Source organism: Streptomyces yatensis (genome assembly GCF_018069625.1).
GTDB classification, from domain to species: Bacteria; Actinomycetota; Actinomycetes; order Streptomycetales; family Streptomycetaceae; genus Streptomyces; species Streptomyces yatensis.
On the sequence record NZ_CP072941.1, the window covers coordinates 1,709,725 to 1,724,979 of the forward strand.

The 15,255-nt window shown below is 74.8% G+C and carries 10 protein-coding genes and 3 pseudogenes; 2 read left to right on the plus strand and 11 right to left on the minus strand.

Annotated elements, in window-relative coordinates; translation table 11 throughout:
* Positions 1-559: 559 nt before the first annotated feature.
* The 5 genes from J8403_RS06385 to J8403_RS06405 all read right to left on the minus strand — a co-directional run bounded on the left by J8403_RS06385 (position 560) and on the right by J8403_RS06405 (position 7,641).
* On the minus strand, positions 560-4,480 hold the full coding sequence (locus tag J8403_RS06385; protein WP_246585722.1) for an AAA family ATPase: 3,921 nt from the start codon (positions 4,478-4,480) through the stop codon (positions 560-562).
* A complete protein-coding gene (locus J8403_RS06390; RefSeq protein WP_246585723.1) occupies positions 4,477-5,769 on the minus strand; it encodes an exonuclease SbcCD subunit D in 1,293 nt (430 codons plus the stop codon). The genes J8403_RS06385 and J8403_RS06390 overlap by 4 nt, the downstream gene beginning before the upstream one ends.
* 174 nt (positions 5,770-5,943) lie before the next feature.
* Positions 5,944-6,570 (minus strand): YigZ family protein, encoded by a 627-nt coding sequence (locus tag J8403_RS06395; RefSeq protein ID WP_093466757.1) that lies wholly within the window; start codon positions 6,568-6,570, stop codon positions 5,944-5,946.
* Between the two features lie 136 nt (positions 6,571-6,706).
* Positions 6,707-7,183: a DUF6098 family protein gene (locus J8403_RS06400; RefSeq protein WP_211122284.1), complete on the minus strand. Its 477-nt coding sequence runs from the start codon at positions 7,181-7,183 to the stop codon at positions 6,707-6,709.
* A gap of 125 nt (positions 7,184-7,308) precedes the next feature.
* Positions 7,309-7,641, minus strand: coding sequence for a plasmid stabilization protein (locus tag J8403_RS06405; RefSeq protein ID WP_211122285.1), 333 nt, complete (start codon positions 7,639-7,641; stop codon positions 7,309-7,311).
* Between the two features lie 253 nt (positions 7,642-7,894).
* Here J8403_RS06405 and J8403_RS06410 point away from each other — a divergent pair, with 253 nt between their 5' ends.
* Together J8403_RS06410 and J8403_RS06415 are read left to right on the plus strand one after the other, a co-directional pair.
* Complete coding sequence (locus J8403_RS06410; protein ID WP_211122286.1) at positions 7,895-9,433, plus strand: sensor histidine kinase; 1,539 nt, start codon at positions 7,895-7,897, stop codon at positions 9,431-9,433.
* Complete coding sequence (locus tag J8403_RS06415; RefSeq protein WP_211122287.1) at positions 9,430-10,113, plus strand: response regulator transcription factor; 684 nt, start codon at positions 9,430-9,432, stop codon at positions 10,111-10,113. The genes J8403_RS06410 and J8403_RS06415 overlap by 4 nt, the downstream gene beginning before the upstream one ends.
* An 87-nt stretch (positions 10,114-10,200) precedes the next feature.
* Here the strand turns inward: J8403_RS06415 and J8403_RS06420 are convergent.
* From J8403_RS06420 to J8403_RS06440, 6 genes and pseudogenes are all read right to left on the minus strand, one after another.
* Positions 10,201-10,788 (minus strand): annotated as a pseudogene (locus J8403_RS06420) (phosphatase PAP2 family protein); the annotation flags it as partial.
* 125 nt (positions 10,789-10,913) lie between these two features.
* Positions 10,914-10,991: pseudogene (locus J8403_RS43485) on the minus strand (dehydrogenase); the annotation flags it as partial.
* 57 nt (positions 10,992-11,048) lie between these two features.
* Positions 11,049-12,620: a hypothetical protein gene (locus J8403_RS06425; RefSeq protein ID WP_246585724.1), complete on the minus strand. Its 1,572-nt coding sequence runs from the start codon at positions 12,618-12,620 to the stop codon at positions 11,049-11,051.
* On the minus strand, positions 12,617-13,456 hold the full coding sequence (locus J8403_RS06430) for an undecaprenyl-diphosphate phosphatase (protein WP_211122288.1): 840 nt from the start codon (positions 13,454-13,456) through the stop codon (positions 12,617-12,619). Before J8403_RS06430 ends, J8403_RS06425 begins: the two co-directional genes overlap by 4 nt.
* A 78-nt stretch (positions 13,457-13,534) precedes the next feature.
* On the minus strand, positions 13,535-14,752 hold the full coding sequence (locus J8403_RS06435) for a glycosyltransferase family 4 protein (protein WP_211122289.1): 1,218 nt from the start codon (positions 14,750-14,752) through the stop codon (positions 13,535-13,537).
* 77 nt (positions 14,753-14,829) lie between these two features.
* A pseudogene (locus J8403_RS06440) lies at positions 14,830-15,234 on the minus strand (DedA family protein); the annotation flags it as partial.
* Positions 15,235-15,255: the final 21 nt, after the last annotated feature.

The window sequence follows — 15,255 nt, forward strand, 5'->3', positions numbered from 1 at the left end:
GTCTGAGGCGAAACCCGGGCCCGGGGTCTAGGGCGAAGCCCAGGTCCGGGGCCTGGGGCGAAGCCCGCAGCTCCGGCCCGGAGCCTGAGGCAGAGCCCCGAACCGCGGTCCGAGGGCGGAGCCCCGAACCGGGGTCTAGGGCGAAGCCCCGATCCGGGGTCCGAGGGCGAAGCCTCGATCCGGTTCCGAGGGCGAAGCCCCGAACCGCGGTCCGAGGGCAGAGCCCCGAACCGGGGTCCGAGGGCAGAGCCCCGAACCGGGGTCCGAGGGCAGAGCCCCGAACCGGGGTCCGAGGGCAGAGCCCCGAACCGGGGTCCGAGGGCAGAGCCCCGATCCGAGGTCCGGGGGCGAAGCCCCGATCCGGGGTCCAGGGTCTGGGGCAGAGCCCCGAACCGGGGCCCGGGGCAGAGCCCCGAACCGGGGCCCGGGGCGGAGCCCCGAACCGGGGTCTGGGGCGGAGCCCCGAACCGGGGTCTGGGGCGGAGCCCCAGTTGTGGGAAGGGGCGGGAGGGAAAGCAGCCCGCCGCAGGCGTCACGATCCGCCGAACGCCCCCACCCCCTAGTGCGCGGCGGCCGACCGATGCCGTACGGCCGAGCCCTCACGGCCCTTGACGACCTCCAGCTGTGCCGGGATCCGCCGGCGCAGATCCGCGACATGGCTGACGATGCCCACCGTACGGTCCCGCTCGCGCAGCGAGTCCAGCACGTCCATGACCTCGTCCAGGGTCTGCTCGTCGAGGCTGCCGAACCCCTCGTCGATGAAGAGGGTGTCCAGGCGGACCCCGCCCGCCTCGTCGGTGACCACGTCCGCCAGGCCCAGCGCGAGGGCGAGCGAGGCGGAGAAGGTCTCGCCGCCGGAGAGGGTGGCGGTGTCGCGTTCGCTGCCGGTCCAGGCGTCGATGACATGCAGTCCGAGACCGGAGCGGCCGCGCCCGCCGGAGCGGGCGTCGGAGTGCACCAGCGTGTAGCGCCCGGAGGACATATGGCGCAGCCGCGCGCTCGCCGCCGCCGCGACCTGTTCCAGCCGGGCCGCCAGGACATACGCCTCCAGCCGCATCCTGCGCTCGTTGTCCGTGGACGTGCCGGCGGCGAGCGAGGCGAGGCGGGCGATCCGGTCGTGGTCCGCGCGCAGCGGGGCGAGTCGGCGGGCGTCGGCCACCGCCTGCGCGGAGAGCGCGTCGAGGTCCTCGCAGCGGGTGCGGGCCGCGGCGTCCGCGGCCGAGACCTCGCGCAGCGCGCGGGTGGCCGCGTCGGCCGCCGTCTGCGCCGCCGCGGGGTCGGCGGGCGGCGCCTGCGCGGCGGCGAGCAGCCTGGGGTCGGACAGCTCGGCCGCGGCCGCCGCCGACTCCGTCTGCCATGCGTCGAGACGGCGGCGCGCCTCGCGCTGCCGGTCCGGGGGCAGCACGGCCTCGGCGGCCTGCTCCGGGGTCTGGAACCCGGCCCGGTACGCCGCGTCGGCGAGCCGGGCGTCGGCCTCCTTCAGGCGGTTCGCGGCCGCCTCGGCACCCCGCGCCGCCTCGGCGGCGCGGGCCAGCAGCCCCGCCTGCCGCTCGAACCGCGCCGCCCGCTCGGCGACGGTGGCGTCCGCGCCGCGCGCCTGCTCCAGCTCCGCCAGCAGCGCGGCCCGCTCCCGGGCCAGGGTTTCGCGGCGCGAGGTGCGGGCGGCCGCCCGCCGCTCGGCCTCCTGCCGCTGGGCCGTACGCCGTGCGTGCTCGCCCTCGGCCCGGTCCAGGGCCTCGCGGGCGGCGTGCCCGTCGGCCGCCGCGTCATGGGCCTCGGCGTACGCGGCCCGCAACTCGGCCAGGGTCAGGTCGAGTTCGGCCGCGTCCTCGCCCTCGGCCGTGGCCTCCGCGCCCGCGTGGGCCTCCCGCAGCGCGTTCCGGGTGCGCTCGGCCTCCTCGCGGACCTCCTCGGCGCGCTGGGAGTCCGCCAGCGCGGTCTCCTCCGCCGTACGGTCCACATGCCCGGCCCCGGGCCGGGCCGGGCCCGGGTGCTCGGTCGCCCCGCACACCGCGCAGGGCTCTCCGGCGCGCAGCCCGGCCGCCAGCTCGGCGGCGATGCCGCGCAGCCGGGCCTCCTTGAGGTCGAGCCAGTTCTGCCGCGCGGCGGCGGCGCCTTCCCGCGCCCGCAACAGCTCCTCCCGCGCCTGCCGCTCCTGCCCGGCGAGCCGGTCCCGCCGCCGGGCGGCCTCGAGGCGCCGCTCGGCGGGCTCGATCCGCCCGCCGAGCTGCTCGGCCCGGGTGGCTGCCTCCTGCGCGGCCTCGACCCGCCGCTGATGCGCCCGGTGGGTCTCCTCCCACCCGGCCAGCCACTCGGCGGCCTCCTGGATCGCCTCGTCGTCGGCGCGGGCCTCCCGGTCCAGCGCGGCGATCTCGCCGACCACGGCCTCCGCCCGCGCCTCCCCCCGCCGGGCGGCCCCCAACGCCCCGAGCTCCTCCCGCACCCGCCGCTCAACCCGCCTCAGCCACTCGGCATCGGCCTTGCCGAGCACCGCGGACGCGTCCGAGCCCGGCGAACGCGCGTCCCGCCCCCCATACGGCCCGTCACCAGCACGGGCCGCGCCCGCCGCCGCCCCGCCACGACCGGCGTCGTACGCGGTGGGGTGCGAGGCGCCCGCATCCCGCGCCCCTGTGGCGGTGGTTTCGCCGCCGCCAGGTCGCGCATGCGACACGCCAGGCCCGCCCGAGGCGGCGGCAGCGCCGGACGACGCCTGACCCGGCAGACCCGCCCGTGAACCGGCCTGCTCACCCGCCCCCTCGTCGCCGGCAGTGGTGACCCGGCCGGTGGCGCACCCACCTGCAGAAGGGTCAGTCTCCGGCGCCCGATCCGGCACACCCGCGAGGGTGCCCTCCGCCCGGCCCGGCCCACCCGGGACGGAGCCCCCTCCTGCCCCGGAACCGACCTGCCCATCTACCGCACCGTTCCCGGCAGCCGTAGCCCGGCCGGCGGCGCACCCACCCGACGCGCCCGCACCTGCCCCCGGCACCTGGTCCGGCCCGTACGAGGCAGCGCCCTCCGCCCGGCCGGGCGCGCCCGAGCCCGGCGCGCCCGTTCCCGTGCGGCCGTCCCTCACGGCCTGCGCGAGGGGGCGCCCCCGCGGACCGGGTCCGTCGGTGGCCGACGTTCCCGCTTCACCGGACGGCGCCCGGCGCGGCGGCACGTCGCCCGGGGCGTGCTCGTCAGGAGCCACCTCGGCCCGGGCACCTTCCGCACTCGCGTGCCCGGTGGTCTCGTCCGGGGACGCGGTGCCCTGTGCGGGCACGGTGGTGCCGGGCGATGGCGTCGGGGCGGGGGGTGTGCGTTGGTCGGGGATGTCCGGGATCGCCGGGATCGCCGGGGTCGCCGCGAGGGCCGTCGCGGCCAGGCCGGGTTCGGCGGTCAGGCGGGCGCGGGCCTGGCGTTCGGCGGCCTCGGCCGTGCGGTGGTCGCGGACGGCGGCGGTGCGCAGGTCGAGCGCGGGGACCACCGCGTCGGCCGCGCGGGCTCGTTCCAGCAGCTCGCGCAGCCGGTCGTGGTCGGGGCGCTGCCGTTCGAGGTCGTCCGCCCGGCGGCGGGCCTCGGCATGGCGGCGCTGCAGCTCGGCCCGTTCGCGTGTCGCGTCGGCGGCCCGCTGGGCGGCGTCGTGGGCCGCCTCGGCCGCGTCTACGGCGGAGAGCGCGATGTCCCGCCGTTCGCGCGCACCGGTGCGGGCGACGGCGGCCCACTCCAGGACGGCGTCGGCCAGCCCCGGCTCACCGGGGGCCGGCTGGGGCAGCGGATGCCCGTCGAGCTCCGTGGTGCGGCCCGCCGCCTGCGCCATCCGGTGGGCGAGCGCGAGCAGCCGCTCGTCCCCGGCCGCGACCTGCTTCTCCGCCGCCCGCCGTAGCTCCGCCAGCCGTTCTTCGACGGCGGCGAAGCGGCCGGTGTCGAACAGCTTGCCCAGCAGCTTGCCGCGCGCCAGTTCGTCCGCGCGCAGAAAGCGGGCGAAGTCGCCCTGCGGCAAGAGCACCACCTGGCAGAACTGCTCTCGGCTCATGCCGAGCAGCTGCGCCATCTCCTCGCCGATCTCCTGGTGGGAGCGGCTGAGTGCCTTCCACTGCCCCGGCCCGGATGCGGAGGCGGGCGCGGCGGCCGGGGTGTACTCGCGCAGCAGGGTCTGCGCCTTCTCCCGCGTCATCCCGGTGCCCCGCTTCTTGGGGCGGGGCTGCTCGGGGCGCCGGGTGATCTCCAGGCGCCGCTCGCCGACGGTGAATTCGAGGACGACCTCGGTCGGGGTCAGCGGTTCGGCGTGGTCGCTGCGCAGCGAGAGCCCGTTGCCCTGGCGGGCGCCGGGCACCTGGCCGTACAGCGCGTAGCAGACCGCGTCCAGGACGGACGTCTTGCCGGCGCCGGTCGGCCCGTGCAGCAGGAAGAGCCCGGCGGCGGACAGCTCATCGAAGTCGATCTTCTGGATGGCGCCGAACGGGCCGAAGGCCGTGACGGCGAGCCGGTGCAGCCTCATCGCGCCACCTCCCCCCTCGTCGCTCCCGCAGTCGCCGCCCGCGCCCCCGCAGTCGCTCCCGCGGTCGCCCGCGCCCCCGCGGTCGCCCGCGCCGTCGCCGTCGCTCCGGCGCCGTTGTCCTCACCGGGCACCACGCCCTCGTGCGCCTCGCTCCGTACGGCCTCCAGCGCGTCGCCGAGCAGCGCGCGCTCCGCCTCGTCCGGGCCGCGGCCGCCCCGCACATGGGCCACGAAGTCCTCGGCGATCTGCCGGTCCGAGCGGCCGCGCAGCCGCTGTGCGTACGAGGCGAGCGGATCCTCGGGGGGCCGCTCGGGGTCGAAGACCAGCGTGAGGACGTGGGGGAAGCGCCGCGCCAGCCGGGCCATCGGCTCATGCGGCCGCACCGGGTCGGTCAGGGTGGCCTCGACCCACGCCTCCTCGTGGCGGTCGAGGTCCGGGTCGTCCAGCAGCTCCTCGATCCGGCCGCGGATCCGGGCCAGCGGCCGCGGAACCGGGCAGTCCACCCGTTCGCAGGACGGCGCCTCGCCCGCCGTCCCCAGCTCCACCACCCACATGGACTTGCGGTGCGCCGCCTCCGAGAAGGAGTACGCGAGCGGGGAGCCCGAGTAGCGGATCCGCTCGGTGATGGTCTGGCAGCCGTGCAGGTGGCCGAGCGCGGCGTAGTCGACGCCGTCGAAGACATCGGCGGGTACGGAGGCGACTCCGCCGACCGTGATGTCCCGCTCGCTGTCGCTGACCGCGCCACCGGTGACGAAGGCGTGCGCGAGGACCACGGAGCGGGTGCCGGACGGCCGGGTGGCGAGGTCCGCGCGCACCCGGTCCATGGCGGCGCCCAGCACCGCCGTATGACCGGCCGCGGAGGCGCCCAACTCCTCGCGCACCAGGCCGGGTTCGAGATACGGCAGACCGTAGAAGGCCACCTCGCCGTGGTCGTCGGAGAGGACGACGGGGGTGGCGCATCCGGCGGGGTCGGTGCGCAGGTGGATGCCGGCCCGGTCGATCAGCCCGGCGCCGACGCCGAGACGGCGGGCCGAGTCGTGGTTGCCGGAAATCATGACCGTGGGCACGCCGAGGTCCGCGAGCCGGTGCAGGGCGTCGTCGAAGAGCTCGACGGCGGCCAGCGGCGGCACGGCCCGGTCGTAGATGTCACCCGCGACGAGCACCGCGTCGATGTGCCGCTCGCGCACGGTGGTGACGAGGTGGTCGATGAACTCCCGCTGCGCGGCAAGGAGGCTGACCCGGTGAAAGGACCGTCCGAGGTGCCAGTCGGAGGTGTGCAGCATTCTCACAAGCGATCTCCGACCTGCACTTCTGTCCTTCCTCCACCCCAGTGGCCAGCATCACGCCCGCGGCGTGCGTACGGCGCGGGCACGACCACGTTAGCCGCGGTCGGCGCCCGGTCTCTCACGGACCTCGTATTTCCCACCCGTGTCGGTTCCCGGGATTCCGGAGACCGCCCGCTCTCAGGTGTCCTGGTACGCCTCGCCGCCGAGCTCCAGTGCGGCGGTGCCGGCGGTGGCGTCCGCCAGCCAGTCGCGGAAAGCGTCCACATCGGCCTCGGGCAGGCCCAGTTCGATGGTCACGGCCTCGGCGTAGCGGACCTCACGGACCGCCCGCCCCGTCGCCCGCAGGTCGTTCTCCAGCTTTCCGGCCCGCTGGTGGTCGACGGTGACGGTCACCAGCCGGAACCGCTGCCGGGTGACGGTGCCCAGTGTGTCGAGCGCCTCGCCGACCGCGCCGCCGTAGGCCCGGATCAGACCGCCCGCGCCGAGCTTCACGCCCCCGTAGTAGCGGGTGACGACGGCCACCGCGTACCGGACCTCGCGGCGCAGCAGCATCTGCAGCATCGGCACCCCGGCCGTACCGCCCGGCTCCCCGTCGTCGCTCGCCTTCTGCACACCGCCGTCCGCGCCGATGACATAGGCGAAGCAGTTGTGGGTGGCGGTGGGGTGCTCCTTCCTGACGCGCTGGATGACGTCCTGCGCCTCCTGCTCGGTCGCGGCGGGCGCGAGCGTGCAGAGGAAGCGCGATCTGTTGATCTCGATCTCGTGCACGCCCTCGCGCGCGACCGTCCGGTACCGCTCCTGCATCAGGCCACCCTATGTCCCGGCCCCTGTGCGCCGATCACGTGTGTGCTGCCGCCGGCTGGACACACGTGGGCGGTCGCCGACGGCCCTGGTCGCGCGGGTACGGTCGCCCGACTGGTCCCGCCGTGCCGTCCCGGCCTCAGCCTTCTTCACCGCGGCCGAACCTGGCCGGTCTGTGCAACGGCCCCCACTCGCCCTGCTGGCGGGCCACCACGTCCTCGGCCTCGGCGATCACGCTCTCGGCGATCCAGGCGACGGGCTCCACATCGCGGACCAGGGGTTCGTTGTCCGGCCCCCGGCCGGCCTCCTCCCCCTTGAGCACCCAGGGGTGGACATCGGCGGGGCCCTGGTCCTCGTCCCGGAGGTGGATGTAGTCGCACAGCCGCCGGGCGACCCACAGGGGCGTGGGGAGATCCTTCGCCCACTCCTCGAAGGCCAGGGGGTTGGCCGACAGGCCCGGCAGCTTGGTGCCGGTGAGCCCGTCCCGGCTGGCCGCGCTCCCGTCCAGGTCCGCCTGGGGCCCTCGTGACCAGCGGACGAAGACGGGAGCGCCCTGCTCGATCAGCTCCACGAGCTGGTGCAGAGCGGTGTAGGTGGGGAGTGTCCGGCCTGGCATGATCGCCCTTGAGTACCCGCAGCCGTCTCCGCCAATCGCCCGCCCCCGCCAGGCGGACGCCGCCCGGCCCCGCTGTCGGACGCGGGGTGGGCGGCGCACCGCGGGAAGGGGCGGCGGTATCCGGGTCAGCGGCCCAGGGCCCTGGCCAGCTGGTCCTTGGTCATGTTCGAGCGGCCCTCGATGCCGCGCTGCTTGGCCTCGTTGTAGAGCTGGTCGCGCGTCGGGCCCTTGGGGCCCGTCCGGTTGCCGGAGCGCTGGCCGCCACGCTGCGGCGCGGACTTCGGGTCCTTGGTCGAGGTCTTGCTGGCGGACTTGGACTCGCCCGTGCGGGCGCGCTCCTTGTTCACCGTACGGGCGGCCATTTCCTTCGCCCGGCCGGTGGAGGCACCGCGCTGCTCGGCGCCTTCCTTGATGTGCTCGTACTGCCGTTCACGCTTACGGCTGGATCCTGCGGGCATGGTCTCTTCCTCTCCCTCCGCCCCCTCGGTCGGCCGCGGTCGGCGGTTGATGATTGCCGAGCGCATGAGTCGGGTTCCCCCCACTTCCGCCCCCATAACCAGCATGCGTCTCCTGGGCGTCGGCCGGATGCCATGCGGGATGCGCAGGTGGGGATTGGTCTTTCGGCAGTGTCCGCCGGTCCACGGTTTTCGTAAGGTCACCTCTGCGAGTCGGCTGATCACGCAGGTGGGGGACATCACGCAGGTGGGGGACATGACGACACACAGAACCGGATTCACCGGCCGCCCCGCGGCCCGCTGGACCGGGCACCTTCCGCTCGCGGCCACCGTCGCCGCCGCCGGGTTGAGCGTGGTCAGTCTGTGGTGGGTGGTGCCCACGGCGCTGTGCGCCTTCACGGCGGGGTGGCGGCCCGGGCGGACGTGGTCCACGGCGGTGGGGCTGGTCGGGGTGGTCGCGGGCGCTGTGGTGGCGGTCGCCGCGGTGCCGTCCTGGATCACCTGGGCCGACCGGTTCGTGGCGGTGGTGGCGGGGGTGGTCGTACTGCCGTGGTTCGTGGGGCGGTTCTGCCGTCAGTACCGGGAGTTGGTGCGGGCGGGGTGGGAGCGGGCCGCGCGGCTGGAGCGCGAGCAGCGGCTGATCGCCGCGCAGGCCCGGCTGCGGGAACGGGCCCGTATCGCCCAGGACATGCACGATGTCCTGGGCCATGAGCTCAGTCTGATCGCCCTCTCGGCCGGGGCCCTCAAGCTGGCGCCCGGGCTGGCGGACGGCCACCGGGAGGCCGCCCGCGACATCAGGGCCAGGGCGGCGGCCGCCGTGGACCGGCTCGGCGAGGTGATCGGCGTACTGCGCCAGGAGCCGGACGGAGCGCCGCCGGAGCCGGGCGGCGCCGGGGTGGCGAAGCTGGTCGAGCGGGCGTCGGCGGCGGGGCTCACGGTCCGGCTGCGGATCGACGGCGAGCCCGGCGAACTGCCGCCGGACATCGAGCGCGCGGTGCACCGTGTGGTGCAGGAGGCGCTGACCAATGTGGCCAAGCACGCGGCCGGCGCGGAGGCGGCCGTGCGGGTCCTGCACACGGCGGAGGAGACCGAGGTCCGGGTGGCGAACGGCCCCGCGCCCACCGCCGTCGCCGTCCGCTCGGGCGGCGCGGGCTTCGGTCTGATCGGCCTGGACGAGCGCGTCGGGCTGGCGGGCGGCACCTTCGGCTACGGCCCCGAGTCGGGCGGCTTCGCCGTCCGCGCCACGTTTCCCCGTACCCCCACGGCGCGGCGGGCGGCACAGGCCACGCCCCACACCCCGGACGCCCCCGGCAACGCGGACGGCACGGATGCCCCCAGCAACGCCGACGGCACCGACGCCCCCGACAACAGGTGCGGCACCGATGCCCCCGGCAACAGGTGCGGCGAGGTGGCGGATGACCACCGGCGCGCCCGCCGCCGGCTCGGCCGCACGCTGTTCGCGGCCGTCATGGTGCCCCTGGTCGCGGGCGCCCTGCTGATCGGGGCGCTGCGGGTGTGGGACACACTGAGGGCCCGGGAGTCGGTGCTGGCCCCGGACGACTACGCCCGGCTGCGCATCGGACAGGACCGTGACCGGATCACGGAGTATCTGCCCGAGCGCCAGACCGGCCACCGGCCGACGGCGGCCGAACCGAGGGGAACCGGGCTTGTCTGCGAGTACTACGCGATGACGGCCGACCCCTTCGACGACCGGTCCGGGGACGTCTACCGGCTGTGTTTCCGGCACGGCACCCTGGTGACCGCCGACGCCTTCACCGGGAAGGGTGTCCGATGATCCGGGTCCTGATCGCCGACGACGAGCCGATGATCCGCGCGGGCATCCGGGCGGTGCTCATCACCGATCCGGACATCACCGTGGTCGCCGAGGCCGGCGACGGCCACCAGGCCGTGGAGCTGGTGCACCGCCACCGCCCCCGGGTGGCGGTGCTCGACATCCGCATGCCCGCCTCCGGCGGGATCGAGGCCGCCCGGGAGATCCACCGGACGGCGCCGGCCACCGGCGTCATCATGCTGACCACCTTCGGCGAGGACGACTACATCCTCCGGGCGCTGAGCGGCGGCGCCACGGGCTTCCTCATCAAGTCCGGTGAACCGGAGGAGCTGATCGCGGGGGTGCGCGCGGTGGCCGATGGCGCCGCCTATCTGTCACCGAAGGTCGCGGCCCGCGTCGTGGCGCATCTCGCCTCCGGCGGCGCGGGAGCCCTTGCCGACCGCCGCGCCGCCGCCCGCGAGCGGGTCGGCGCCCTCACCGCCCGGGAGCGTGAGGTGCTGGCCCTGCTGGGCGGCGGGCTGTCCAACGGTCAGATCGCCCGTCGGCTCCATGTGGTGGAGGGAACGGTAAAGGCCCATGTGAGCTCGATCCTGTCCCGGCTGGGTGTGGAGAACCGGGCGGCCGCCGCCGTGGTGGCCCATGAGGCCGGGATCCTTCCCCCACCGGCGTCCGCACAGCGCTGACACCGCCCGAGCGGCCGGACGACTCGCCACGATCAGCGTCGCCACCACCACGGCGGCGCCCATGAGCGCACCGGCGGCCACATCGTGCGGATAGTGCACCCCCACCGCCACCCGCAGCAGCGCCGCCACCCCCGCCAACGGCAGCGCCACGGCGGCGAGACGGGGCCTGAGCACCGTCAGCCCGACCGCGATCCCGGTGGCCAGGGTGGCGTGGTTGCTCGGAAACGACCAGTCCCCCGCCTCGGGACACTCCGCCAACGCCGCCACTCCCCGTACCGCCCGGCACGGCCGCTCCTCGTCCACCACCAGCTTCACCGCCTCGCTGGCCGCGTAGGCGGCCACGGTGCCGATCCCGGTGAGGACGACTCCGGCCACGCCGGAGGCGTCCGCGCGCCGGAAGGCCGACCACCCCGTCCACAGCAGCAGCACCCCCAGCGCCACCAGCGTGCCGGCGGTGGCCACCTCCAGCAGCGACCCCGCCCACGAGGGCGCCCCGGCCACCGCATCGGTCACCTCGCGGTACGCCGACGCCGAGGCGCCGCGCGTGACCTCCACCCGATCCGCGTCGCCCAGCCCACCGGGCGACAGCCACATCACCGCTCCCGCCCCGGCGGCGCACAGCGCCACCGAGGCCGACAACCGACGGCCGAAGCCGTATCGCGTCCTTGATTCCATGGCCAGTGACCGTAGGAACGGCGAACGCCCGCCACCTCTGGCGAACGGCGAGGACGGGCACCTGACCTTCGTCGGGGTTGACACACCCCGGCGGGCTCCCGGAAGCGCCACGCCGGCCCGTCATATCACCAGGGCACGACACCCCCGTCGTCGAAGAAGCCACCGCGCGGCCCGTCGTCCGGCAGGGTGGCGAGCCGGATCGCCGTTCGACGCCTTGCCGGGTTCGACACCGAGGACCTCGGCCCGGTGTCGTGACGCTGCTACACCTTCTGCTGAAGGACCACTGACCCGTGTCTCTCCGCGCCGCCTGGCCAGAAGGCATGCGTGGCAGGTCTGACCTGCGGGAATGGGCGTGGAAGCCGTTTTCGGTCATGCCTCGGCCCCGGGGACCGGGAAGGCAGGTAGGCCGTGAGCCCGGTGCCCGGCAGGAGGCTGGGCGTCCAGGTGCGGGCGTAGTGGGGAGGGCCGGAGCGGTTCCTGGCGAGGGCGGCGGTGGGTTCTCGGGCGGCGCGGTGCAGCAGGGCGTGTGCGGTGGTGTTGCGGTTGTTGCCGCGGACGTTGGTCGAGGCGCAGCCGGTGTCGTAGCCGATGGGCGGGGCATGGACGCCGCTGACCAGGCAGGGCGGGGTGAGTCCGAGGCGGCGCAGGTCGTGGGCGGCGGTGCGGTAGCGGGCGGCGGTGGCGCGGGCGTCGGCCGTGTTGCGGTCGAGCACGTGGTACTGCGCGGAGAGGTGCAGGGCGAGCAGCGCGGCTGCCAGCCCGGCGGCCAGGGCGCGGGCGCGGGGTGGGCGGATGGCGCGTGCGGCGTGTGCGGCCAGCGTGGCGAGCGGGAGGCAGAGCAGGGCGTAGACGGGCAGGAGGAAGCGCGGCGCGGAGTAGTCGATGAGCAGCAGGTAGGGAATGCTCAGCGCCGAGGCGCAGGCGGCAGGGAGCACGGTGACCGCGCCGCGCCGGGCACGCCAGGCCAGGACGCAGGCGATGAGGGCGAGGATGGGCAGGGCCAGCCACCACAGGGTGAGTTCGGGGTGCACGAGTGGTCTGTGGCAGGGGCGGCAGAGCAGGGGGCCGTTGAGGCTGCGCCATGCCATGCCGCCCGCCCAGCGGGCGCCCATGCCGCCCTCGGTGGCGCTGGAGGCGTGCAGCCGGGCGCCGACCCCGCCCCAACGTACGTACGCTTCCGCGATCCACTCGGCGCCACCCACGCCGAACCCGCCGGCCACGGCGAGCGCGGGTGCCGGGCGCCGCCAGGCCGGGACGATCGCACACGCCGCGAGCAGGGGCAGGGCGAGCCAGACGCCGTCGGAGAAGCGGAAGCAGGTGGCGGCCGCGACCATGGCGCCCAGGCCGAGCGGTGCCCGCCGCCCCGCAGGGGGATGTGTGGCGCGCAGGAACCAGCCGACCGCCGCCACCGCGGACAGGGCCACCCACAGGTTGGGCATGGCCTGCGGCCCGTAGAGCAGGGTGGTCCACAGACCGGCGAACAGCAACGCGGCCAGGGCGGTCCGCCTCGGGCCGAGCAGCGGCTGCCAGACGCGGTAGGCCGCGTACAGGGCGGCGGCGGACAGCAGCGCCAGGACGACCCGGAGCGCGGTGGTGGAGTCGGTGACGGCGAGGACGGGGGCGACCAGAAGGCTGATGCCGCGCGAGCGCGGGGCGCTGAAGTACGCCGCCGGGCGGTGCGGGTCGGCCTGGGAGAGGTACACCGTTTCGTCCCAGCCCAGCCCCAAGTGCGGTACGACGAAGACGAGTTGGGTCACCGCATAGGCAAGGGCGACCAGCGCCGGCCACGGCAGCCGGCGGGGCGGTCGCAGGACCGTACTCGAAACGATCACGCGGTGAGCACCCCGGTACCGAGCAGGCCGAACAGCAGCAGGCCGATCGCGATGCGGTAGATGACGAAGGCATTGAAGGAGTGCTTGGCAACGAACTTCAGCAGCCAGGCGATCGAGGCGTAGGCGACCACGAACGAGACAGCGGTGCCCACCACGAGAGGGGCGGCACCGACCCCGGCACCGACAGCGTCCTTCAGCTCGTACAGACCCGCGCCGGTCAGCGCCGGAATGCCGAGGAAGAAGGACAGGCGGGTGGCGGCCACCCGGTCCAGGTCGAGGATGAGCGCGGTGGACATGGTGGCGCCGGAGCGTGAGAAGCCGGGGAAGAGCAGCGCGAGGATCTGCGAGCAGCCGACCAGCATGGCGTCCTTGAAGCTCGTGTCGTCCTCGCCGCGCTTGTGACGGCCCATCTGGTCGGCCACCCACATCACACCGGACCCGACGACGAGGGAACCGGCGACCACCCACAGGGAGGCGAGCGGGCCCTCGATGAACGGTTTGGCGGCCAGGCCCACGATCACGATCGGGATGGTGGCGCAGATGACCCACCAGGCGAACTTGTAGTCGTGGTGGTACCGCTGTTCGCGGTGGGCGAGGCCGCGGCCCCAAGCGGAGACGATCCGCACGATGTCCTTGAAGAAGTACATCAGCACCGCGGCGATCGCCCCGACCTGGATGACGGCGGTGAAGCCGACCACGGAGGTGTCGTCGACCGGGATGCCCATCAGCCCTTCGGTGATCTTCAGATGGCCGGTGGAGGAGACGGGGAGGAACTCCGTGATGCCTTCGACGATGCCGAGGAGGGTCGCCTGGCCGATGCTGATGGCACTACTCATCTGGATCCGTTTCTGTGGTGAAGCGAGCGGGCCGTGTCCGGGGGTGAACCGGCACGGTGAGGGGTGGTCGCCGGGGGGTTAGCGGCGCAGGCGGCGCAGGGCCCGGCCCGCGCGGTTGCGCCAGCGGGCCTTGCGGCGCTGCCAGGCCCGGGAGGAACGCGTGGCGGCGAGGTCGCCGAACAGTTCCTCGTAGGCGTGGGCGACGTGGGCCGGGTCGAAGCGGCGGGCCGCGGCGCGGGCGGCCTCGCCCATGTGGCGGCGGCCGGGTTCGTCGGCGATCAGGTCACACAGTGCGGCGGCCAGCGCCTGCCGGTCGCCCATGGGGACCAGACGGCCGTCGACGCCCTCGTTGATGATCTCGGCGGGGCCGAGCGGGCAGTCGGTGGCGACCACCGGTGTGCCACAGCGCATCGCCTCGACCAGCGTCATGCCGAAGGACTCCGCGTCGGAGGCGGAGGCGACGATCGACGCCTTCGCGAACTCGGCCTCGATCCGGGACACCGCGCCCATCAGCGCCGCCCGGCCCCCCAGGCCCTGCTCCTCGATCAGTCGCTGGAGCCGCTCCTTGTCGGCGCCCGAGCCGTAGATGCGGAGCGACCAGTCGGGGTGCTTGGCGGCGACATCGGTGAACGCCTCGATGAGCAGGTCGAACCGTTTGGCGCGCACCAGACGTCCGGCCGCGGCGATGACACGGGCGCTGCCGTCGGCGGGCTGCGGGCCAGGGTCGGGCACGCTGTTGGGAATGGCCAGGACGCGAACGCCCGGCAGCCGCATCTTCGCCCGGTAGACGGCCGCGTCGGCTTCGGTCGTGGTGACCACGGCATCCAGGTCGCGGTACCGGCGGGCGAGTTGGGCACGCAACTTCTTGCTGTGCGTGTCATGGGTGAGGTGTTCCTGGGCGATGCGCAGCGCCCGGGGCGGGGCGAAACGGGCCAGGTACACGTTGATGCCCGGCCGGGTGCCGATGATCACCTCCGCCTCGCAGGTCCGCAGGTACTCCCGCGCCCGCTGATCGGTGAGACGGCTGTACTGCCCGTACCGCTTCTCGGCGGTGGGGAAGACCTCGGCCGGCTGGTGCAGCAGCGGGTCGTTCGCGTCCGCGCTGTTCTCCCGTAGGTCGACCAGGGGCACTACTGTCACCCGCGGATCGACGACGAACCGCGGGCGGGCGCGGTGGCGCAGCATCGACACGACCGTCACCTCGTGCCGGTCGGCGAGCGCGGCGGCGAGGTTGAGCGTGGTGCGTATGGTGCCGCCGATCGCGTACACATTGTGGATCAGAAAAGTGATCTTCACTTGGCGCACCCCGGGGCCTGCTCCGCGGCGGTACGGGCCCGGCGGACGCCGAGCGCCTCCAGGGCCAGTGGCAGCACGGAGACCTGCCACAGCGCGAAGGTGCGGGCGGGCACGCCGGCCATCCCGGCGAGCGGGTTGAGCACGGTCCGCACGACCGGGATGAACCGGGCGAGCACGATCGCCTTGCCATGGCCGTAGCGGGCGAGCAACTCCTCCGCGCGTCGCACTCCGTCACTCAGGTGCCGGCCGCGGGTACCGGCCGGCAGGACCCGCCCGGCTCGGCGGCCGATCGGATAGCCAGCCTGGGCGCCGAGCAGCACCCCGGCCGCGGCGGCGAGCAGTACACCTGGCAACGGCACATTCAGCAGTTGGGCGGCATCCAGCGGATTGAGAGCCAAAGGCACCGCAGGGTCCTTTCCGGCCGTACGCCGCCCAGAGCAGAGTTCTGGTGGTATGAGCGCATGGCACACTTGGGGAGACAGTGACTTTTACACTCGTGTAGG

Coding starts and splice junctions, on each gene's coding strand:
- J8403_RS06385 (WP_246585722.1), bottom strand. CDS start 4,480: ATGAGGCTGCACCGGCTCGCCGTCACGGCCTTCGGCCCGTTCGGCGCC.
- J8403_RS06395 (WP_093466757.1), bottom strand. CDS start 6,570: ATGCAGGAGCGGTACCGGACGGTCGCGCGCGAGGGCGTGCACGAGATC.
- J8403_RS06400 (WP_211122284.1), bottom strand. CDS start 7,183: ATGCCAGGCCGGACACTCCCCACCTACACCGCTCTGCACCAGCTCGTG.
- J8403_RS06405 (WP_211122285.1), bottom strand. CDS start 7,641: ATGCCCGCAGGATCCAGCCGTAAGCGTGAACGGCAGTACGAGCACATC.
- J8403_RS06410 (WP_211122286.1), top strand. CDS start 7,895: ATGACGACACACAGAACCGGATTCACCGGCCGCCCCGCGGCCCGCTGG.
- J8403_RS06415 (WP_211122287.1), top strand. CDS start 9,430: ATGATCCGGGTCCTGATCGCCGACGACGAGCCGATGATCCGCGCGGGC.
- J8403_RS06430 (WP_211122288.1), bottom strand. CDS start 13,456: ATGAGTAGTGCCATCAGCATCGGCCAGGCGACCCTCCTCGGCATCGTC.